Origin of the sequence: Bradyrhizobium elkanii WSM2783, from assembly GCF_000472865.1 — a bacterium.
Lineage (GTDB): Bacteria > Pseudomonadota > Alphaproteobacteria > Rhizobiales > Xanthobacteraceae > Bradyrhizobium > Bradyrhizobium elkanii_A.
The window spans coordinates 20,014-41,206 of record NZ_AXAP01000063.1 but is presented as its reverse complement, the minus strand read 5'-3'; the positions used below and the strand labels follow the sequence as shown (position 1 = coordinate 41,206).

Annotated in this window: 21 protein-coding genes; 9 read left to right on the top strand and 12 right to left on the bottom strand. The window is 63.7% G+C overall.

Annotated features, from left to right (window positions below; all coding sequences use genetic code 11):
- Window positions 1-50 precede the first annotated feature (50 nt).
- Entirely contained in the window at window positions 51-452 is a 402-nt protein-coding gene (locus tag YY7_RS0135985; protein WP_028167431.1) for a response regulator, read from the top strand.
- A gap of 212 nt (window positions 453-664) precedes the next feature.
- Window positions 665-1,363, top strand: a complete 699-nt coding sequence (locus tag YY7_RS0135980; RefSeq protein WP_028167430.1) for a helix-turn-helix domain-containing protein — start codon at window positions 665-667, stop codon at window positions 1,361-1,363.
- A 111-nt stretch (window positions 1,364-1,474) separates the two neighbouring features.
- Here the strand turns inward: YY7_RS0135980 and YY7_RS0135975 are convergent, their stop codons facing one another.
- The gene (locus YY7_RS0135975) at window positions 1,475-2,692 is read right to left on the bottom strand and encodes a cytochrome P450 (RefSeq protein WP_028167429.1); all 1,218 of its coding nucleotides are present in this window, start codon (window positions 2,690-2,692) and stop codon (window positions 1,475-1,477) included.
- A 68-nt stretch (window positions 2,693-2,760) separates the two neighbouring features.
- Window positions 2,761-2,970 carry a ferredoxin gene (locus YY7_RS0135970; protein WP_028167428.1) on the bottom strand — a complete coding sequence of 70 codons (210 nt, stop codon included), beginning with the start codon at window positions 2,968-2,970 and terminating at the stop codon, window positions 2,761-2,763.
- Window positions 2,971-3,143: 173 nt separating this feature from the next.
- Here YY7_RS0135970 and YY7_RS0135965 point away from each other — a divergent pair, with 173 nt between their 5' ends.
- Window positions 3,144-3,779 carry a TetR/AcrR family transcriptional regulator gene (locus YY7_RS0135965; protein WP_028167427.1) on the top strand — a complete coding sequence of 212 codons (636 nt, stop codon included), beginning with the start codon at window positions 3,144-3,146 and terminating at the stop codon, window positions 3,777-3,779.
- A gap of 363 nt (window positions 3,780-4,142) precedes the next feature.
- Here the strand turns inward: YY7_RS0135965 and YY7_RS0135960 are convergent, their stop codons facing one another.
- Window positions 4,143-5,168 (bottom strand): histone deacetylase family protein, encoded by a 1,026-nt coding sequence (locus YY7_RS0135960; protein ID WP_028167426.1) that lies wholly within the window; start codon window positions 5,166-5,168, stop codon window positions 4,143-4,145.
- A gap of 225 nt (window positions 5,169-5,393) precedes the next feature.
- Between YY7_RS0135960 and YY7_RS0135955 the strand changes: the two genes are divergently transcribed.
- From YY7_RS0135955 to YY7_RS0135945, 3 genes are read left to right on the top strand one after another with little or no spacing between them, the layout of a single operon-like run.
- Complete coding sequence (locus YY7_RS0135955) at window positions 5,394-6,365, top strand: ABC transporter permease (protein WP_028167425.1); 972 nt, start codon at window positions 5,394-5,396, stop codon at window positions 6,363-6,365.
- Window positions 6,362-7,201 carry an ABC transporter permease gene (locus YY7_RS0135950; protein WP_028167424.1) on the top strand — a complete coding sequence of 280 codons (840 nt, stop codon included), beginning with the start codon at window positions 6,362-6,364 and terminating at the stop codon, window positions 7,199-7,201. Before YY7_RS0135955 ends, YY7_RS0135950 begins: the two co-directional genes overlap by 4 nt.
- A 3-nt stretch (window positions 7,202-7,204) precedes the next feature.
- The gene (locus tag YY7_RS0135945; protein WP_028167423.1) at window positions 7,205-8,848 is read left to right on the top strand and encodes an ABC transporter ATP-binding protein; all 1,644 of its coding nucleotides are present in this window, start codon (window positions 7,205-7,207) and stop codon (window positions 8,846-8,848) included.
- On the opposite strand, the gene YY7_RS0135940 is transcribed toward YY7_RS0135945, so the two are convergent.
- Together YY7_RS0135940 and YY7_RS0135935 are read right to left on the bottom strand one after the other, a co-directional pair.
- Window positions 8,833-10,326, bottom strand: a complete 1,494-nt coding sequence (locus YY7_RS0135940) for a flavin-containing monooxygenase (protein WP_028167422.1) — start codon at window positions 10,324-10,326, stop codon at window positions 8,833-8,835. The genes YY7_RS0135945 and YY7_RS0135940 overlap by 16 nt on opposite strands.
- 116 nt (window positions 10,327-10,442) lie before the next feature.
- Entirely contained in the window at window positions 10,443-10,892 is a 450-nt protein-coding gene (locus YY7_RS0135935; protein ID WP_028167421.1) for a cupin domain-containing protein, read from the bottom strand.
- Window positions 10,893-11,146: 254 nt separating this feature from the next.
- Between YY7_RS0135935 and YY7_RS0135930 the strand changes: the two genes are divergently transcribed.
- On the top strand, window positions 11,147-12,151 hold the full coding sequence (locus YY7_RS0135930; RefSeq protein ID WP_028167420.1) for an AraC family transcriptional regulator: 1,005 nt from the start codon (window positions 11,147-11,149) through the stop codon (window positions 12,149-12,151).
- An 18-nt stretch (window positions 12,152-12,169) separates the two neighbouring features.
- Here YY7_RS0135930 and YY7_RS0135925 read toward each other — a convergent pair whose 3' ends face one another.
- Both YY7_RS0135925 and YY7_RS0135920 read right to left on the bottom strand, forming a co-directional pair.
- Window positions 12,170-12,382 (bottom strand): hypothetical protein, encoded by a 213-nt coding sequence (locus tag YY7_RS0135925; RefSeq protein WP_028167419.1) that lies wholly within the window; start codon window positions 12,380-12,382, stop codon window positions 12,170-12,172.
- Between the two features lie 187 nt (window positions 12,383-12,569).
- A complete protein-coding gene (locus YY7_RS0135920; RefSeq protein WP_028167418.1) occupies window positions 12,570-13,619 on the bottom strand; it encodes a hydroxyacid dehydrogenase in 1,050 nt (349 codons plus the stop codon).
- 295 nt (window positions 13,620-13,914) lie between these two features.
- Between YY7_RS0135920 and YY7_RS0135915 the strand changes: the two genes are divergently transcribed.
- Both YY7_RS0135915 and YY7_RS0135910 read left to right on the top strand, forming a co-directional pair.
- Window positions 13,915-14,472, top strand: coding sequence for a thiamine pyrophosphate-binding protein (locus YY7_RS0135915; protein ID WP_028167417.1), 558 nt, complete (start codon window positions 13,915-13,917; stop codon window positions 14,470-14,472).
- Between the two features lie 8 nt (window positions 14,473-14,480).
- Window positions 14,481-15,095 carry a thiamine pyrophosphate-dependent enzyme gene (locus YY7_RS0135910; protein WP_028167416.1) on the top strand — a complete coding sequence of 205 codons (615 nt, stop codon included), beginning with the start codon at window positions 14,481-14,483 and terminating at the stop codon, window positions 15,093-15,095.
- A 66-nt stretch (window positions 15,096-15,161) separates the two neighbouring features.
- On the opposite strand, the gene YY7_RS0135905 is transcribed toward YY7_RS0135910, so the two are convergent.
- From YY7_RS0135905 to YY7_RS0135885, 5 genes are all read right to left on the bottom strand, one after another.
- Complete coding sequence (locus tag YY7_RS0135905; RefSeq protein ID WP_028167415.1) at window positions 15,162-15,548, bottom strand: DUF1236 domain-containing protein; 387 nt, start codon at window positions 15,546-15,548, stop codon at window positions 15,162-15,164.
- 119 nt (window positions 15,549-15,667) lie between these two features.
- Window positions 15,668-16,555 carry a 2-hydroxy-3-oxopropionate reductase gene (locus tag YY7_RS0135900; RefSeq protein ID WP_028167414.1) on the bottom strand — a complete coding sequence of 296 codons (888 nt, stop codon included), beginning with the start codon at window positions 16,553-16,555 and terminating at the stop codon, window positions 15,668-15,670.
- 20 nt (window positions 16,556-16,575) lie between these two features.
- Window positions 16,576-17,361, bottom strand: coding sequence for a hydroxypyruvate isomerase (gene hyi, locus YY7_RS0135895; RefSeq protein WP_028167413.1), 786 nt, complete (start codon window positions 17,359-17,361; stop codon window positions 16,576-16,578).
- An 11-nt stretch (window positions 17,362-17,372) separates the two neighbouring features.
- Window positions 17,373-19,175 (bottom strand): glyoxylate carboligase, encoded by a 1,803-nt coding sequence (gene gcl, locus YY7_RS0135890; RefSeq protein ID WP_028167412.1) that lies wholly within the window; start codon window positions 19,173-19,175, stop codon window positions 17,373-17,375.
- Between the two features lie 613 nt (window positions 19,176-19,788).
- Window positions 19,789-21,105: an amidase gene (locus YY7_RS0135885; protein ID WP_028167411.1), complete on the bottom strand. Its 1,317-nt coding sequence runs from the start codon at window positions 21,103-21,105 to the stop codon at window positions 19,789-19,791.
- Between the last annotated feature and the right edge of the window lie 88 nt (window positions 21,106-21,193).

The window sequence follows — 21,193 nt, the reverse complement described above, 5'->3', positions numbered from 1 at the left end:
CGGAGGTTGATGGACCGGATGGCCGGCCCGGAAGGCGGATAAAAGCCGTGATGCCCGCACCCACCAGACCCCCTCTTGTCTACGTCGTGGACGACGATACCGACGTGCTCGGCTCGCTGCGTTTCCTTCTGGAAACCGACGGCTTCTATGTCCGCACCTTCCGCAGCGCCGAGGCATTGCTGAATGCCATGACCATGGGCGGCGCCGACTGTTTCGTCATCGACTACAAGATGCCGAACATGAGCGGCATCGACCTCGCCGGGATTTTGCGCCAGCGCGACGTGGACACGCCGATCATTCTGATCACCGGCTACCCCGATGCGACCATTCCGGCCAAGGCCGCGGCCGCCGGCATCCGCCATGTGCTGCACAAGCCGCATGTCGAGGACAGTCTGTCCACCCGCATCTGGGACGTGATCAAGACGGACCGATCGACCGCTCACGCCCCCTAGCCTCGCAGCCCGGGTGAAGCGCAGCGCAAACCCGGGACACCTCCATCCACGTCTACCAGCGGCCCCCGGGTTACGCTGGCGCTCCACCCGGGCTACGGTCCGGCCCACCTACGTAACTTTACTTAGGGGCCAGCCCTTAAGGCATGGAGCGAAATTTCCGAGTTCGCTTGTTCCGCGTACCAAAAGCCATCCGCTGCACAGGAGATGGCTCAATGCTCACCCAGTCGCCCGCCACCGCTTCCCTCAATATCAACCGGCCTGTCCCGGGCGGCCCTGCGCCTACCGAGCCATTTTGCGGCCTGGCCGGACATGCCGGCCTGATCGCGACCGAATTCACCTACCGGAAGGATGAGGAAATCTACGGCGAGGATGAGCCAGCGGAATACGTTTACCAAGTGGTCCGCGGCGCGGTCCGCACCTACAAGCTGCTCTCCGACGGACGGCGCCAGATCGGCGCGTTTCACCTGCCCGGCGACGTCTTCGGGCTCGAGTCCGGCGCCAAGCACCGGCTGGCGGCGGAGGCCATCATCGACACCACGGTGCGTCTGGTGAAGCGCCGCAGCCTGGAACAGGCCGCCGGCACCGACGTCCAGGTCGCCCACAAGCTCTGGACCATGACGGCTGGTGATCTCAAGCACGCCGAAGAGCACATGCTTCTGCTCGGGCGCAAGAGCGCCATGGAGCGGGTCGCCAATTTCCTGCTGGAAATGGATCGCCGCCTTGCTGTCGCCGGCATGGGCATGCTGGCGCTGCCGATGTGTCGCCGCGACATCGGGGATTATCTCGGACTGACACTGGAGACGGTCTCCCGCGCGCTGTCGCAACTGAACGACGAAGGCGTTCTCGGCTTCTCCGGCGCGCGCCAGATCGTGCTGCGCAACCGCCAGCGCCTGCGCAACATGGACGTCTGATCCGGCGCAGGTCCGTAGCCCGGGTGAAGCGAAGCGCAACCCGGGGTCGCTGGTAGACGTGGATGGAGGTGTCCCGGGTTACGCTGTCGCTCCACCCGGGCCACGCAGTCTTCAGCCCGCACCGAACAAAATCGGCAGCGCGCGGGGGCCGCGGACGGTGCCTTGCGACCACGCCACCTTGCCGGCCGGATCGAGCCGGAAGTCGGGAATCCGCTTCAGCCATTCCTCGATCGCGACCATCATCTCCATGCGCGCGAGGTTCGAGCCGACGCAGCGATGGATGCCGAGGCCGAAGGCGGCGTGACGATTCTCCTTGCGATCGATCACGACCTTGTCGGCGTCCGCGAACATCGCAGGATCGCGATTGGCGGCGGGGAAGGACAACAACACCATGTTGCCGGGCTTGACGGGGCAGCCGCTGACCGTGGTCTCCTTCACCACTTCGCGCGCCATCGTCACCGGGGAATAGGCGCGCAGGAACTCCTCGATCGCAGTCGGCAACAATTCCGGCTGAGCAACCAGCCGCTCGCGATCCGCGGGCGTCTTCGCGAGGTGCCAGAGCGAGGAGCCGATCGCGCTCCAGGTGGTATCGATGCCGGCGACCAGGAGCAGTCGCAGCGAGCCAAGCACATGGGCGTCCGACAACGGCTTGCCGTCCTTGTCGCGCGCGTTCATCAGCGTCGTGATCAGATCGTCGGTCGGCTTGCCCTTGCGTTCGGCGATATGGCCCGCGAAATACGCACTCATCTCGTGGAGCGCGCGCATCAAGATGTCCTGATCCTTGATGCCGAGCTCGAGGATTTCGTGGATCCACTTGATGAAGAGGTCGCCATCCTTCTCGGGTATACCCAGCATATGGGCGATGGCGCGCACCGGAATATGCTTCGTGTAGCGCTCGGCGGCGTCGCATTTTCCGTCGTCGATGAACTCGTCGATCAGCTCGTTGCAAATCGCGCGGACCCGGGGCTCGAGCTTCTTCATCGCGTCGGGCGTGAACGGCGGCAGCAGCAACTGCTTGGCCGGCTTATGTTCGGGTGGATCGGAGGTGATCGGCGGCGCCGGCTGCGTGACCTCCGGCCGCACGTCGCGCACGATGATGCGACGAGACGAAAAATGCTCGGTGTCGTAGGCGACCTGCTTTACCGCCTCATAGGTGGTCGGCATATAGCAGCCGAGGAAGCGCTCGGTGTGAACGACCGGCGAGGCTGCACGCAACTGCTCCCAGATCGGAAATGGATTCTCGGTCCAGGCCGGATCGGTGTGGTCGAAATCACGGATCCAGTCGGTCACCGGCGGGTGTTCGGGCATCATGCTGACGGAATCGGACATCGGCAGTTTCCTTCCGCTGTGTTCGTTCAGATCAAGTGTGGATGAAGGTGGCGGTTCGACCGCGCGCCTCACTCCTCGATGACTTCGATCGCGAATTCGGGGCAGTTGGTCTGGGCGAGATAGGCCTTGTCCTCGAGGCCTTCAGGCACACGGCCTTCGCCGTGCTCATGCGCATTGCCGTAGTCGTCGAGGTCGAACAGTTCGGGCGCGAGGGCCTTGCAGCGCGCGTGTCCCTGGCACCTGTCCTGGTCGACGTGAATCTTCAGCTTTCCGGACATGGGCGCTTCCCTCTGCCGCGCGCAGCATCGATGCCCGTGGCTCGATGCGCGGACTGGCGTTTCCTCGGCTTCTCGGCGGACGCGGCTTGCTTCGGCCACGTCTCAAATTAGAGCTATTACATTCGCGGTCCGGTTGTGCTGTCAAGCGAAAAGTTATAGCCTATCACATTAGGATGGGAACACGCCTTGCCCGCAAGCCGCAGAATGCCTATCACCATGGCGATCTCCGCGACGCCCTGGTGCACGCTGCACTGCGGGAAGCGGAACTCGGCGGCCCCGAAGCCATCAGCATCAGCGCCCTTGCCAAGAAGCTCCGCGTCTCGCAGCCCGCACCCTACCGGCATTTCGCCGACCGCGAGGCGCTGCTGACGGCCGTCGCGGCGGAAGCGTTTCGCCAATTCAACACGATGCTGCGCGACGCCATCGACGGACCGTCGAAGCGGACAAAAATCTCGCGCTTCGCGCAAGCCGCCCTCGCCTTCGGCCAGCGCCGCCACGGCATCTATCGCCTGATGTTCGCTTCGCGCGTGATGGCCTGCTCGCCAAAGGACAGCGAGCTGCACAGCGCTGCGATGGAGACATTCGGCCTGCTTCTCGAAGCGCTGGAGTCGCCGGCGGTCGCCCTCCTGCGCGAGCGCCACGCGCTGCAGATCTGGGCCGCGCTGCACGGCGTCGTCATGCTCGCCGAGCAAGGCCTGCTCACCGGCCAGCTCGCCGAAACCACGCGCGAAGAACTGCTCGACGACATGGTCGCGCAGATCAAACTGAGCCTCACGCTCGCGATCAAGGCGGCGGAAAGAGGCCGCTAGTTTAGAGATATCTCTCCTCGTCATTCCGGCGCGCGCAAAGCGCGAACCCGGAATCCATTAGGCGGCGTACTCTGCGGTTGGATCGATTCCGGGCTCGATGCTAACGCATCGCCCCGGAATGACGGCCTCCGTCATGCGAGCGCGCCGAAGCAATCCATGCCTCCGCTTGCCGCGCTATGGATTGCTTCGCTTCGCTCGCAATGACGTCGAGAGAGCATGCCGAGCGCGCAGGTGCCGTAGGGTGGGCAAAGCGGACCACATTCACCGGTGCTCGAACAAGCACAGGCGCAAGCGTGCCCACCGTCACGAGCGCGATGCTTGAGGGTGGGCACGCTTCGCTTTGCCCACCCTACGGCACTTCCCTCACCTCGCCGCTTCAAACCCGCCGAGCACCGCGGTCAGATTGTCGGCGAGGATGTCGGAGAGATAGCCGCCTTCCTGCACGAACACGGTGGGCAGGCCGATCCGCGCGATCGCGGCGCCGATGCGGCGGAATCCTTCCGTGGTGACGGCAAGCCCGGCCAGCGGATCGTGCTCGGAGGCATCGAGACCGAGGGCAATGACAAGCGCGCCGGGCGCGAAGGCCTCGATCGTCTTCTGCGCCGTCGCAAGTGCCGCGAGGTAGCCGTCGTCGCCGGTTCCGATCGGCAGCGGGATGTTGAGATTGGTGCCGAGCCCGGGACCGGCACCGCGTTCATGCGCATAGCCCCAAACGAACGGATAGAAGGCGGCCGGATCGGCATGGATCGACACCGTCAGCACATCACCTCGCTCGTAGAAGATGCCCTGCGTGCCATTGCCGTGATGGACATCGACATCGAGGATCGCGACGCGCTCATGCATCAGCCGCAGATGCGCGGCCGCAACCGCGCTGTTGTTGAGGAAGCAGAAGCCACCGGCGATATCGCGATAGGCGTGATGACCGGGCGGACGGCACAGCGCGTAGACGGCGTCTTCGCCCTCCATCACCATCTGCGCGGCGGTCGCTGCGACGTCGGTCGCAGCACAAGCGGCGGCCCAGGTGCCCGGCCCGATCGGCGCAGCGGTGTCCGCCGTATGCCAGCCGAGCCGGCCGACGATATGGGTCGGATAGGTGGCGGCGTTGCGCACCGGATGGATGTTGGCAATCATCTCGGAACCGGAATCGCCGAGCGCCGACCACGCGTCCCAGGCTTCCGCGAGGAAACTCAGATATTCGGCGCTATGCACCCGCGCCCGCGGCCCCTGCCCGAACACGGTCGGCTCGACCAGTTGATGCTTGCCCGCCTTCAATCCCGCCAGCAGACGGTCGGCGCGCTCGGGCTGTTCGGTGGTGCGCTTGACGACGCCGCGGACCAGGAAGAATTGCGGATCATGGCTGCGATGCAGTTCGGTATAGACGGCCTTCACGAACAGGCTCCCATCATTGGCGACAGGAACATCCCTTGCATAGAACCGCTGGAATCGCAAAGCGCCCCGGTTGCGAAAAGGATCTCCATGCTGCTGTTCATTCCTTAAGCGCCGACTGCCGAGAGTTTAACCTTGCCCCTCCAGGTCAGACCCGTTGAATCGACAGCGATGACCGCCTCCTTGGCACACGGCTGTGTCATCTCCCGAACGAGCTGAAAGGTTCCGATGCTCGGATTCATCGCGCAACGAATTATGAAGGCGATCGTCGTGCTGCTTGCGATCGTCGTCTTGAACTTCTTCCTGATCCGCCTGGCGCCCGGCGACCCCGCGGTGGTGATGGCCGGCGAAGCCGGCGCCAGCGATCAACTCTTCGTCGCGCAGCTCCGCGAGAAATTCGGGCTTGATCAGCCATTGCCCGTGCAGCTCTATCGATATGTGAAGGGCATCGCCACCCTGGACCTCGGTTTCTCCTTCCGCCAGCAAGCGCCGGTGTCGCAATTGATCCTGGAGCGACTACCGGCAACGCTGCTGCTGACCGGCACGGCGTTTGCGATCTCGCTGCTATCAGGCGTGCTGTTCGGAACCTTGGCAGCGCGCCGCGCAGGCAGTTGGGCCGATACCGCGATCACGATAATGGCGCTGATCTTCTATGCCACGCCGCTGTTCTGGGTGGCGCTGATGGCGATCCTATTGTTCTCGGTTGCGATGGATTGGCTGCCGAGCTTCGGCTACGAGACGGTGGGCGCCAACTACACCGGTTTCGCTCATGTGCTCGACGTCGGTGCGCACCTGATCCTGCCAGCGATGACGATCGGCCTGTTCTTCATGGCCACATACACCCGCATGACGCGCGCCTCGATGCTGGAGGTGAAGCGGCTCGATTTCGTCAAGACCGCGCGCGCCAAGGGCTTGCGTGACGCGGTGATCCAGCGCCGCCACGTCCTGCGCAACGCGTTGCTGCCGGTGGTGACACTTGCGGGCCTGCAGGCGGGCACGCTGGTCGGTGGCGCCGTGCTGACCGAGACCGTGTTTGCCTGGCCCGGCATCGGCCGGCTGATGTACGAGGCGCTGCTGCAGCGCGACTATAACCTCTTGCTCGGCGTCTTCGTCGTCTGCTCGGCGATGGTGCTGGCGTTCAACCTGATCACCGATCTGATCTACCGCTCGGTCGATCCGCGCATCGAGGTTGCGGCATGAAGCGGTTCTGGAAGCTATTGCTGCGCAATCCCGGCGGATTGATCGGCTCGATCATTCTCCTGATCGCGATCGCGGTCGCGCTGTTCGGGCCGATGATCTTCCCGAATTCACCCTGGCGCATGGTGCAGCGGCCGTTCCTGCCGCCGTTCACGATATCAGGCCTGCCGCTCGGTACCGACGCGCTCGGCCGCGATGTGTTCGCGGGCATCATCTATGGCGCCCGTGTCTCGCTTTTGGTCGGTCTGGTCTCGACGCTCGCTGCGCTTGCCGTCGGTATTCCCGTCGGCGCCCTCGCCGGCTATTTCGGCGGCCGGATCGGCGATGCCCTGATGCGCTTCACCGAGTTCTTCCAGACCGTGCCGAGCTTTGCGCTCGCGATCGTGCTGGTGGCGATCATGCAACCATCGATCGTCTCGATCGTGCTGGCGATCGCGATCGTGAGCTGGCCGCCGGTGGCGCGGCTGGTGCGCGGCGAAGTGCTGTCGCTGCGCACCCGCGAATATGTGCAGGCCGCGATCGTCACCGGCCAGACCCATAGCTGGATCATCTGGCGCGAGATCCTGCCGAACGCGCTTTCGCCCGTCATCGTGCTGGCCTCGCTGATGGTGGCGACCGCAATCCTGCTGGAGTCCTCGCTCTCGTTCCTCGGCCTCGGCGATCCCAACCTGATGTCGTGGGGCTACATGGTCGGCGCCGGCCGCACCGTGATCCGGCAGGCCTGGTGGATCACGGTGTTTCCCGGCATCGCGATCCTGGTTTCGGTGCTGGCGCTGAACCTGATCGGCGAAGGCCTCAACGACGCGCTCAATCCGCGCCTCAACAAGGATGGGCGCTGAGCAATGTCCGAGAGCAAAGCCGTCGTCGTCATTAAGGACCTCAAGCTGGCACTGCCGCCCGGCGCCGACCGCGCCTACGCTGTCGACGGCGTGTCGCTTGATCTCGTCCCCGGCAAGATCCTTTGCGTGGTCGGCGAGTCCGGCTCCGGCAAATCGATGTGCGCCCACGCGTTGATGGGCCTCCTTCCCGACACGATCGGCCGCGAGGCCGGCGAGATCCTGTTCGAGAGGCAGAACCTGCTGCGGCTCGACGACGACCAATGGCTCGGCCTGCGCGGCCGGCACATCGCCATGGTGTTCCAGGAGCCGATGACGGCGCTCAATCCCTTGATGCGGATCGGCGACCAGATCGCCGAGATGTTCGAGGCGCACAATCTGCTGACGCCGAAGCAGCGCCGGCAGAAGGCGCTCAACCTTTTGCGCGAGGTCGGCCTGCCCGACCCCGAACGCACCGTGCGCGCCTATCCGCACCAATTGTCCGGCGGCCAGCGCCAGCGCGCGATGATCGCGATGGCGCTCGCGCTCGAGCCGGCGGTGCTGGTCGCGGACGAGCCGACCACCGCACTCGACGTCACCACGCAGGCGCAGATTTTGAAACTGATCCGCGACCTGCAGCGCCGCCGCAACATGGCGGTGATGTTCATCACCCATGATTTCGGCGTCGTCGCAGATATCGCCGACCGCGTGGTCGTGCTTCAGCACGGCAAGGTGGTCGAACAAGGCGCGGCCGATGATGTGCTGCAACGTCCGCAACATCCCTACACACGTGCCTTGCTCGCCGCCGTCCCCTCGATGGAGCCGCCACAGCGCGCTCCGCTTGTGGACCGTCCCAAAGCGGTCGAGGTGATCGGCCTCGACAAGACCTATGTCTCCGGTGGCGGCTGGTTCCAGCCGGAGCGCCGCGTGCAGGCGGCGAAGGCCGTCAACTTCAACATCCTGCAGGGCGAGACGCTCGGCCTCGTCGGCGAATCCGGTTCGGGCAAATCCTCGGTCGCGCGCCTCGTCATGCGCCTGATCGAGCCGGACCAGGGCACGGTCCGCCTCGGCGACACCGACTTCACCGCGATCGGCGGCAAGGAGCTGCGCAAGGAGCGCAGCCGCATCCAGATGATCTTCCAGGATCCCTTTGCCTCGCTCAATCCGCGCCGCAAGGTCGGCAACATCATCGCGGACGGGCCGATCGCGCATGGCACCGATCCCGATGCGGCGCGGCAGCGCGCTCGCGACCTGCTCGGCATGGTCGGCCTCAACGCCAATGCGATGGACCGTTTTCCGCACGAATTCTCCGGCGGCCAGCGCCAGCGCATCGGAATCGCCCGCGCGCTGGCGCTCGAGCCGGAGATCCTGGTCGCGGACGAAGCGGTCTCCGCGCTCGACGTCTCCGTACAGGCTCAGGTTCTCAATCTGCTCGAAGACCTCAAGGCGCGGCTCGGGCTATCAATGCTGTTCATCACCCACGATCTGCGCGTCGCCGCGCAAATCTGCGACCGCATCGCGGTGATGCAACGTGGCGAGATCGTGGAGCTCAGGCCTGCGGCCGCGCTGTTCGCGGCGCCCGAGCATCCCTACACGCGCGAGCTGCTCGCCGCCGTGCCCGGCCGGACATCACCGAGCGAGGAGCCTGCCCGTCCTTATGCCACCGCGTGATAGTCCGGTGCTGAAGCAAGGAAGCGCGCATAGGCATCGGCATCCGGCGGCGTGAATTTTTCGGCGAGCGGATTGCGCCGGCGGACGGTCGTACCGATATCCGCCAGCAGCTCGTCGAAGTGACGGTAATGATAGGGCGCAACGCAAAGCCCGCCATAGACGCCCGCCGCCGGCCGTTCGACGCGTTTGAAGTGAAGCATCATCGCGATGTTCTCCTTCATCTCCGCGGCAGTCGGCTGGCGCGCAAGCTGGCCGTCGGCGTAGCGCACCAGCCAATTGGCGGCCAGCTCGGCGCAAAGCACCGTGGCGAAGCTGGAATTGAATCCGACGAACCCCATATCCGGCAGATCCGGATTGGCGATCAGGCGATAGAGCCGATACTGCCCGTCGGGCTCGACCAGCTTGCTGCGATGGCTTTCGGCAAGGAACGGAACGCCAAGCTTGTAGCCGATCGCAAGCACCGCCACATCCGCCGCCACCCGCTCGCCCCCGCTCATCACGATGCTGTCGCCATCATAATGATCGAAGGTGCCGCGGATCGCCTTGATGCGGCCATCGGCCACCATCGGATAGAATCCGGGCGTTGCAATCGGCACCGAACAATTGACGCCGTCCTCGATCGGCTGCTTCGGCACCATGTCGCATTGCTTCAGCTTGAGCTGGACCTTTAGAAGGCTCTCCAACCCGCGCCAGTTCGCCCACACCAGCGGCCTGGCCAGCACATGCGCGAGCCGCGACAGCGGGCCGATGCCCCAGCCCGGGAACATCTCTTCCTGGGCGCGGATATAGAGGATGCGCTTGAAGTTGACCAAGCCGCCGACGAAATAGGGAATGCGCCACACCGGCTCGCGATAGACGATGGTGACTTCGGCAGCGCCCGAGTTGACAGCGTTGACAGCAATGTCGGTCGCCGATTTCGAGCCGCCGAGCACCACCACCCTACGCCCCTTGGCCATTGCCGCGTCGTTATATTGCGAAGAGTGCAGGACCTTGCCGCCCTGCGCCTTGAACGCATCCTCGCCGGGAAGGCTGAGGGTTTGCGGCTCGTTGAACTGGCCGGTGCAGACTGCGACGAAGTCAAAACCCTCATTGCTCACGCTGCCGTCCCTGGTGCGAAGCGTGAGGGTCCAGCCCGGCTTGCCATCGGCGCGGCGATCCATTGCCACGACAGCGGTGCTGAAGCGCATGGCATCGTCCAGCCCGTGCTCGTGCGCGTAGTCGCGCAAATATGCGTAGACCTGCGGCCCCTTCGGCCATTCCGGATAGGAGCCCGGCATCGCCTTGTCGGTGTAGCGATAGAGATCCTTCGGGCTCTGGGTCTGGACCTCGGGATAGGACCGCGCCGGCTCCCAGACGCCGCCGAGATCGCCGCTGCGCTCGACGATGGTCACCCTGTGTCCTCGTTCGGAAAACGCCTTGGCTGCGGCAAGCCCGGAAACGCCGGCGCCGATGATGCAAACATGCTTCTGCTTGACCATGTGGATGCTCCGGAAAATCACCATCCCGTTCGAGTGTACGCGCACGCCATTGTCATCGCCGGACACGATCCCGGCAATTCCACTGCTTCCGATGTTGAGCCGCTACCGGGTCAAGGTCAGTCGTTGGCTTCCGGCGGCAGGAAATTCACCTCGTGCTCGGCGGAGATGCGCACCACCTCGGCCGGGTCCTGCAGATTGTCCAGTTTGTCGAACAGCGCCTCGAGCTTCTGCATCGGCGAGACCCAGAACAGAGCGCGCGCCGGCTTGTCCGACTTGTTGAAATAGCCGTGGGGGATGCCGCGCGGCATGCGCACGAGGTCGCCGGCCTCGGCCTTCACCCAGACGCCGTCGAGCTTGAGGTCGAGCGTGCCCTCCTGCACCAGGATGAACTCGTCCTGGGTCGGATGGATGTGCACCGGCACGAACTGGCCGGGATCGCTGTTGGTCTCGAATGCGAAGGTCGAGTCGGTGACCGCCTTGGGAAAATAGACCTGGCCCAAGATATTCCAGGTCTTGCCGCCGTAACCCGTGCCGTTCCGCGTAATGCCTTTCTCGAGCGCACCCATTCCGCCACCTCCCTGTCTGGACTGCACCGCGCCCGCGAGGCTGTCGTCGGAGTGGCAGCTTGTCTAGCCGATAAACGAATCCCGCGGCCCCGACGCTCATGTTGCGCTGCAGGAAGAGCTGCCGTTGCCCAAGCGCACGGCAAGGGCCCGCATAACGATCGGGCACGCCGCGCGCCGAAACCGCGTTTCCCCGCGCCGAGAGATGCATTAGGCTCCCAATATTTTAAACCTCAAGCAACTCCACGGCGGTTGCGATGAATGCAGGTGCCTTGACCAACATGCGGCTTGCGGATTTCGCCCGCGTCTCGACCGGCAGTGTCGATGACGCCGCCGAGGCGATCGGACGGATTTTCTGCCCGCATGAATTGAAGCCGATCGGCCATTTCGAGAACGACTTCAGCGCCCAGCACAATTGCGCAGCCTTCGACGGGTTTTCGGTGAACTATGTCGCCTATGGCGGATCGGTCTCGATCGATCCCGGCTGTCTCGATCGGTTTTTCCTGTTGCAGATCCCGCTGCAGGGTTGCGCGGAGATACGGACAGCGGCGCGCGAGGTGTTGACTGCGCGTGGCGCTGCGGCATCGCTGCTGTCGCCGACCATGCCGACGCAGATGACGTGGCGACAGGATTGCGCCCAACTCATCCTGCTGCTCGACCGAAAGCTGGTGGAACATCGCGCGGCTGCGCTGGCGGGAACGTCCACGAGAGCGGTGGAGTTCGATCCATCGGTCGACCTCACCACACAGTTTGGACATGCGCTTCAGGCAGGAATCTGCGATCTCGTCGATCTCGCCGAGCATCTTGGTCCGACAAAGCGCCTGTCACCGCTGGCAGCAGCCGATCGGCGGGAACGACTGCTGAGCGCGCTGCTCGATGGCCAGCATCATAGTTTGAGCCGGGCGATCGCCGTCTTCGAAGGCCGCGTCGAGACGCAGCCGATACCGCTGAAGCGGGCGCGCGCCTGGCTCGAGGCCCAGGCCGATGAGCCGCTCGATCTCATGCAGCTTGCCGATGCCGCGGGCATCGGCATTCGCGCATTACAGCTCGGCTTTCGCCGTCATTTCGGGACGACCGTTTCAGCGATGCTGCAGGACATCCGGCTCGCCCGGCTCAATAGCCGGCTGAAAGACGCGCGCCCGGACGAGCGCGTCGTCGACATCGCCTTCGATCTTGGCTTCACCCATCTGAGCCGGATGGCAAGTGCTTATCGCGCAAAGTTCGGCGAGAGCCCTTCGGCGACGTTGCGGCGCCTGAGCTGACCTCAACCGAGCGAATGATTATGAGGGAAAATCTGCCGAGTCGATCCGGATGCGGTCGGCGTGCAGCGACCAATCACACAGCGCCTGCGCCTTGCAGAATTTCTGCTTGGCCATTTCCGCGGCCTCGCCTTCGTTCAAGGCATTAATTTCGAGCGAACTCTGGCAAACTTCCCGTTCGCGACCATTGTCACCAAGCACGTCCTTCATGAAGCTAACGACAAATCGTGACATGGGAGCCTCCTGCTAGACGGGTAGCGTCGGTTTTTTGAATAATAGCATCCTGGAAAAGTGAATTGAGGAAAATCAAAAATGATGGGTCCAATCGCGAGTTGCTAAACACCGGTCGCCTGGCAGCCGCCGGTTCCGTACCGTGCTCGGCTGCGCATGCGGCAGTGGATTTGACCAATCAGCAACGTCCCTAGTTCGGCGCAAACCCGAACGTCCGTTCAAACCGCCTGGCGTAAACCGGCCAGACTTCGGGATTGATGATCCGCGGGGGCCGCCTGCCGTCGAGCGCGTCCAGGACCTGTTCGGCGGCGATCCGACCCATGTTCTCGCGCGCCTCCACGGTGACGCCGGCCGTATGCGGACTGGCAAGCACATTGTCGAACTGCAGCAGCGGATGCTCCGGCGGCGGTGGTTCCTTGGCCCAGACGTCGAGGCCGGCGCCGGCGATGCGCTTGTTGCGCAGCGCGTCCTCCAGCGCGTCCTCGTCGTGGATGAAGCCGCGCGCTGTGGTGATGAAGAACGCGTGCGGCTGCATCAGCGCGAATTCGCGCCCGCCGATCATGCCGCGGCTCTCCTTCGTCAGCGGGCAACTGACCGAGACATAGTCGGCACGGCGCAGGAGCTCGTCCAGCTCGACCTTCTCGCCTCCCCGCTTGCCCATCTCCTCGGCGGTCAGATAGGGATCGTAGGCGATCACCTTCATGTGCAGGAGCCCCCTGCAGAGCTCGGCGATCCGGCGACCGACATTGCCGAGACCGATGATGCCGATGGTCTTGCCCTGCGCCTCGTTGCCGATCAGGGCATTGCGGTTGACGTCCCGCTGGCGCCGCAGCACGCGGTCGGATTCGATGATGCGCTTCGACAAAGTGAGCAGCATCCCCAGCGCGTGCTCGGCGACGGAATTGGCGTTGCCGCCGGATTGATTGACCACCAGCACGCCCGCCGCGGTGCAGGCATCGACGTCGACGGGATCGAAACCCGCCCCGTTGGAGGAGACGATCAGGAGGTTCGGCGTACGGCGGAGCAGATCCTGGTCAACATGGAAGTGCCTGGCCAGCTCGTCGCGCGCCGCGCCGATCTGGTAGGCATGCGCCGCTTCGAGGATGGGTGCCGCGACCTCATCGGGGCTCTCATTCTCCAGCCGGTCCAGCCGCACGTCGGGGCGGCCCTTGAGGATTTCCGCATAGATGTTGTGGGCGAGGTATTTGACGTAGAAGACGCGCTTGTTGTTGACGGTCATGTCCTTCTGCAACTTTCAGTTCGTGTCCTGGAATATGAACGGGCCTGGCTGGAAACGGCCGTGGAGGACATGACCGCCGCAATGGCGGCTCGCCTGAACCGATCGTCCATGACATTCCTCCCACTGCTGTCGCCTCATTGTCGTTGCCGCCTGTATCGCATGGCGGACCGGCGTCCGCACCAGCGGAAACCGCAGGTCACGTTGCGACTGCGACATGTTGACAATCGCGCCGGTCGGGTGAAGTTTTGCCGCAAGAAAGCGGCCGCAGCGTCGCGGGATGTGAGGGAGAGCAAGGATGGCGCTCGCGGAGGATGAAAGCTCGCTCAAGACCGCAGCGGAGAAGAGCTGGCACGGCATCGTGCTGCAGACGCTCAAGCGAAACGAGGTTCGCCTCGTGCCCTATGTGCCGGACCGCGTGCTGACGCCGCTGATCAAGAACCTGCACGCCGATCCCTTCTTCACGACGTTTCCCACCGCGCGCGAGGAGGAAGCGGTCGGAATCGTCTCCGGTGCCTGGATGGGCGGCGTGCGCGGTGCGGTGCTGATGCAGACCTCCGGTTTTGCGACGCTTGCGAATGTCCTCGCCTCGCTCGCGATCCCCTACCAGATCCCGGTGATCATGTTCGTCTCCGAGCGCGGCACGCTCGGCGAATTCAACTATGGTCAGGCGCTGGTCTGCCGCACCATGCGGCCGGTGCTCGACTCGCTTGCGATGGAGCATCACACGGCAACCCGGCTCGACGAGTTCGAGTTCATCGTCGACCGCTCGATCAAGCAGGCCGTCACCACGCAGGCGCCGGTGGCGCTGATCCTCTCGCCGCTGCTCACCGGCGGCAAGGTCTTTGACAAGTGAGCGGTCCCATGAACACGCCAACCAAGACGACTACCCGCAACACCAAGGTGATGAACCGGTTCGACCTCACCTCGCGTCTCGTCGCAAGGCTGAAGGACGAGGAGGCCGTGGTCGGCGGCATCGGCAACACCAATTTCGACCTCTGGGCCGCCGGCCATCGCCCGCAGAACTTTTACATGCTGGGAAGCATGGGGCTCGCATTTCCGATCGCGCTCGGGGTGGCTCTGGCGCAACCGAAGCGGCGCGTGTTCGCGCTGGAGGGTGACGGCTCGCTCCTGATGCAGCTCGGTTCGCTGTCGACGATCGCGACGCTGGCGCCGAAGAACCTCACCATGGTCGTGATGGACAACGGCATCTACCAGATCACCGGCGCGCAGCCAACGCCAGCAGCGGCGGCCTCCGATCTTGTCGCCATCGCGGTGGCGAGCGGTCTTCCGAACAGCTCCTGGGCAGCCGATGAGGATGACTTCGAGCGCCTGATCGATCAGTCGCTCGCCTCGGAGGGCCCGACATTGATCGGCGTGCGCATCGACGACAAGCCCGGCACGGGAACGACCCGCCGCGATCCCGTGCAGATCAGGGAACGCTTCATGCTCGGCCTCGGCGTGCGGCAGCCGTTGTAGAGGCACAACGCGATCCTCGCAGGCGAAGCGCCCGCGAGGATCAAGGTGCGTGTGTGTCGGTCTTCATTAATCGATGATCTTGACCACCCTGCGGGTGCGCGGCTCGACGATCACCCGGCGGTCATTGACGATGGCATAGCGATATTCCGTGTGCCGCGGCACCGTACGCAATTCAACGGTGGACGGCAGCGGCTCGCCGACTACGACGCGCTCGCGAACCACGACCGACGGTTCGTCGCGCGGGATCGAGCCGATCACGGCATTCGGAATTTCCAATCCGGCGCCGACCGCAGCACCCACGGTGCCGCCGACGATCTCGCCCACAGGACCCAGGACCTGGCCGCCCGCGCGAGCGCCATTCGCCGCGCCTTCCACCGTGGTGGATTGCGCGAACGCTGCGCCGGACGCAAGCAGCGACGCGGCAAGGACAGGGATGGCAAGACGCTTCGTCATCATTCTCCTCCAGTGAAATTGACGATGCGCTTCAACCATCCTGCCCGATAGTTGTTCCGGTTCCATGGTGGCGAACGCGGAACACCGGTGTGGATTTCCCGCGGTTCCCAACTTGCGTATCAGGCCGTGCCGATCTCGTGATCTCCCATCAGCTCGAGCGCCCGCACCATCGCCGAATGATCCCACGCCTTGCCGCCGTGCGCGGTGCAGGAACTGAACAGTTGCTGCGCAATCGCCGTGCTCGGCAGCGAAAGTCCAAGCGCGCGAGCGCCTTCGAGCGCAAGGTTGAGATCCTTCTGATGCAATTCGATACGAAAGCCCGGATCGAAATTGCGCTTCACCATGCGATCACCATGCACTTCCAGAATCCGCGACGACGCGAAGCCGCCCATCAGCGCTTGCCGCACCAGCGCGGGGTCGGCACCGGCTTTCGAAGCAAACAGCAACGCTTCACCGACTGCCCCGATCGTCAGCGCAACGATGATCTGGTTGGCGACCTTGGTGGTCTGTCCGTCGCCGTTGCCGCCAACCCGCGTGATGTTCTTGCCCATCTTCTCGAACACCGGCTTCATCGTGTTGAACGCAGCCTCCGGCCCGCCCACCATGATGGTCAGGCTCGCCGCCTTGGCGCCGACCTCGCCACCGGACACCGGCGCATCGAGATAGTCTGCGCCGAGCGCCTCGATCTTCTTCGCGAATTCCTTCGTCGCAAGCGGCGAGATCGAGCTCATGTCGACGACGATTTTGGCTTTCGACAGTCCTTCGGCGACACCGCCGGGGCCGAACAGCACCGCCTCCACATGCGGCGTATCCGGCACCATGATGATGACGGCTTCCGCTTCCTGGGCGACGTCCCTGCCCGATTTGCAGACGACACCGCCGCCCGAGACCAGCTCCGGCGGGATCGGCCCGACGTCATGCAGAAACAGGCGATGGCCGGCTTCTTGAAGGTGACCCGCCATCGGACGTCCCATGGTGCCGAGGCCGATGAATCCAATCTTTGCCATTGCGATATTTCCCCTCCAAATCAGGTGACGAGCGTGAGCGCCGCGTGCCAGCCGAGGCCGTCAACGGTCGTCGTCCGCGGCTTGTATTCGCATCCGACCCAGCCGCGATAACCAATCGCGTCGAGATGACGGAACAGGAAGGGGTAGTTGATCTCACCGGTGCCCGGCTCGTTGCGGCCGGGATTGTCAGCGAGCTGAATATGCGCGATGCGCGCCAGGTGTTTTTGCACGGTACGGCCGATGTCACCCTCCATCACCTGCATGTGGTAGATGTCATACTGGATGAAGAGATTGCTCGAGCCCACGTCAGCGATGAGCTGCGCCGCCTGCTCGGTGCGGTTCAAGAAGAAGCCGGGAATATCGAGCGTGTTGATCGGCTCGACCAGGAGCTTGATTTGCTCCTTTGCGAGCGCATTGGCGGCAAAGCGCAGATTTTTGACCAGCACCTCGTTCAATTCGAGCGGATCGGCGTCGCGCGGTGCGACACCGACAAGGCAGTTCAATTGCCGGCAATCGAGCGCCTTGGCGTAATCAATGGCGCGAAAGACACCGTCGCGGAACTCCTCGACGCGATCGGAAAAGATCGCGATGCCGCGCTCGCCTGCCGCCCAATCGCCGGCGGGGAGATTGTGCAGGGCCTGGATCAAGCCGTGCTTATCAAGCTGTTCGCGCAGCTCGGCTCTATCGAAGTCATAGGGGAACAGATATTCGACGCCATTAAAACCGGCGGCCTTGGCGGCGGCGAAGCGCTCCAGGAACGGCAATTCCCCGAACAACATCGTGAGATTGGCAGCAAATTTCGGCACAATCAAACTCCTTACTCGGCGGGCAACAATTTGCCGGGCTGACGCGCGTCAACGCGTGGCGGCACCTCGTCGAGCGGCAGATCGAGCAGTTCCTCGAACTCCATGACGTTGTCGATCTCGGTGCCCATCGAAATATTGGTGACGCGCTCGAGGATGAACTCGACCACGACCGGCACCCGATACTTCGCCATCCATTCGCGCGCGGTCGCGAACGCCGCCTGCGCATCATTCGGATCGGTGACGCGGATCGCCTTGCAGCCGAGGCCTTCGGCGACCGCGACATGGTCGACACCGTAAGAGCCGATCTCGGGCGCGTTGATGTTCTCGAACGACAATTGAACCTGGTAGTCCATCTCGAAGCCGCGCTGCGCCTGGCGGATCAAGCCGAGATAGGAATTGTTCACGACGACATGGATGTACGGCAATTTGAACTGCGCGCCGACCGCGAGCTCCTCGATCAGGAACTGGAAATCATAGTCGCCCGAGAGCGCGACGATCTCGCGGTCCGGATCGGCGGCGCGCACGCCGAGCGCGGCGGGAAGCGTCCAGCCCAAGGGGCCCGCCTGCCCGGCGTTGATCCAGTTGCGCGGATGATAGACGCGCAGGAATTGCGCACCGGCGATCTGCGACAGTCCGATCACGGTGACGTAGCAGGTATCGCGGCCGAAGGCGCGGTTCATCTCCTGATAGACGCGCTGCGGCTTGATCGGCATATCGTCGAAATGGCTCCTGCGCAGCATCGTGCGCTTGCGGTCCTGGCATGAGGCCGGCCACGCCTGTCGCTCGCGGAGCTTTCCGGCCTTCCGCCATTCCTTCGCAACAGTGACGAACAGTTCAAGCGCCGCCTTGGCGTCGGAGGCGATGCCAAGGTCCGGATTGAACACGCGGCCGATCTGCGTCGGCTCGATGTCGACATGCACGAAGGTGCGGCCCTTGGTGTAGGTCTCGATCGAGCCGGTGTGCCGATTGGCCCAGCGATTGCCGATGCCGAGCACGAAATCCGACTGCAGCATGGTGGCATTGCCGTAGCGGTGGCTGGTCTGCAATCCGACCATTCCGGCCATCAGCACGTGGTCGTCGGGGATCGCGCCCCAGCCCATCAGCGTCGGTACCACCGGCACGTTGACGGTCTCGGCGAAGTTCACCAGCAGTTCGGACGCGTCGGCGTTGATGACGCCACCGCCGGCCACGATCAGCGGCCGCTCGGCCACGTTCAGCATTTCCAGCGCGCGCTCGACCTGCGCGCGCGTCGCGGTCGGCTTGTAGACCGGCAGCGGCGCATAGGTCTCATCGTCGAACTCGATCTCGGCGAGCTGTACGTCGAGCGGCAGGTCGATCAACACCGGGCCTGGGCGCCCCGAGCGCATCAGGTGAAACGCCTGACTGAACACGCGCGGCACGAGGCCGGGCTCGCGCACTGTGACCGCCCATTTCGTCACCGGCTTTGCAATCGACTCGATATCGATGGCCTGGAAATCTTCCTTGTAGAGCCGCGCCCGCGGCGCCTGTCCGGTGATGCAGAGGATCGGAATGGAGTCGGCGATCGCCGAATAGAGCCCGGTGATCATGTCGGTACCCGCCGGCCCCGACGTGCCGATGCAGACGCCGATATTGCCGCATTTGGCGCGGGTATAACCCTCCGCCATGTGGGAGGCGCCTTCGACGTGGCGCGCGAGGATATGCCGGATCGAGCCGCGCTTCTTCAGCGCCGAATAGAGCGGATTGATCGCCGCGCCGGGAACGCCGAACGCGCAATTGACCCCTTCCTTCTCCAGAATACGCACCGCCGCATCGACCGCCCGCATCTTCGCCATCTCGCGCCTCGCTGATGTTGCATCGGCGCGATGATCGCGGGAGCGCTCGACGATCTCAACGACGCTGATTTTGTTTCCCACGATACGGAATGAACGGCGAAAAACCGCGCCAGATCAAACGATTGGATCGCCGATGGAATGAAAGCATGCGACAGCAGCGGAAAGACGGATCGTTTCACTCGCAATGACGATAGCCAAACTTGAGCTGGATCAAACCCAACCAAACCCAAGTAGGCTGGTAAGATTTACCCGAAGACCGCAGGCGGGGGCATGATATGATCATCAGTTGAAACCATATATGGATCGAAAACAGTTCCCGCTCACGGCACTCGCGAAATGCCAATTTGGGGGAACGATTCAATCCCATTGTCAACTTGCCTCACTATGTTGATCCATCTTACTGGAAGATGGCCGGGCCGGAGCAAAGCCCGGATGTCGTCGTGCGCACACGCATCCTCGCTGTTATCGATTATCTGAGCCGTATTCAGCAAAAGTAGCAACCGACCAGCATCAGATTACTTGCTCCCGGCCGGAAGCTCGTTCGTTCGACGACGGTGATTTAAGAGCGCTGAAGTCAAACTCAAAAGCGAATACCGCCTTCCAACCACCGCATCTATTCGCTTCGCTGGCCCCCGTTCTTGATAGCGAGCGAGGCTTCGCACCATTTGGCGATGCGCAGCAGCTTCAGGTTTTCGCCGAATGGCGCGACAAGCTGGATGCCCATGGGCAGGCCGTTCGACCCGATCCCAGCGGGCAATGCGATCGCCGGAACCCCGAGAGTTGTCCAAGGCACGCACAGGCCAGGGTCGCCGGTATCAGACAATCCTTCCGGCGCTTCGCCAGTTGCTGCGGTCGTGAGAACAGCGTCAAAACCTGCGAGCGCGCGGGTAAAGTCGGCGCGCAGCGCAAGCTGCTTGGCGCGGGCGGAAATATACTCGGTCGCGGAAATCGGCGCGCCGCGTTCGACAAGGGCGTGAAGCCGGGCGCTGGTCTTGTCCGGGAAGCGTGTAACCAGATCACCGAAATTCGCCGCCCCGTCCGCGCCGCAGAGCGTAGCGGAGAGCGCCGGCAGTTGCTCGAACTCCGCAGGCAACGCAAACGGCTCGACGATCGCCCCGGCATCTCCGAAGAGAATGGCGACTTGCGCGAGCAACGTGCTTTGGCTTTCGTCCAAGGGCGGCGTTGCCGCCGGACGAAGCCACGCTATCCGTGGCGCGGGAAAAGGATCGACGCCTTCAGGAGAAATCTGGAACGGCGCCTGCGGAGACGCACCGGGGCCGCCCGCCAGCAGCGCCAGCAGATACGCGGCGTCATCCACACTGCGGGCGAACAGGCCGAGGTGGTCCAGGGACTGAGAGAGCGGATGGACGCCCTGCAGGCTGATGGTGCCAAAGCTGGGTTTTAATCCCACCACACCACAATAGGCGGCAGGTCGCAGGATCGAACCCAGCGTCTGCGTGCCCAGCGCCGCTTGCACCGAGCCGCTTGCAACGGCTGCCGCAGAGCCGGACGATGAACCGCCGGGCGTATGCCTTGGATTCCACGGGTTGCGGGTGGGGCCGGGTTCGCGCCACGCGAATTCGGTGGTGACCGTCTTGCCGAGAACTGTTGCCGAGAGATCTTTCAGGCGGCTGACCACCCAGGCATCCTCATTCGGCTGGTGATCCGCATACACCGGCGAGCCATAGGTGGTCGGCATATCGGCCGTGTCTATGAGATCTTTCACGCCTATTGCCACGCCTGCAAGTGGTCCATTTCCCGCTGAAACGATCGGCGGTTTGGACGGCAAATAAGCGAAGGCGCGAAGATCGGGTTCGACAGCCGCGGCGCGCGCGCGGCTGGCCGCAATCAGGTTCTGCGCTTGTGCCGAGCCCCCCGCGATCATGCGGACGATTTCGAGGACCCCAGAGTGGTCTTGCGCGAAGTTCATTTCCGGATGGACCTGTAACCGAGGTGAGAAAGGTCTAAAGGCAAACGGCTCCGGGTTCAGCCCGAAGCCGCGGTGACGAAGATCGGCA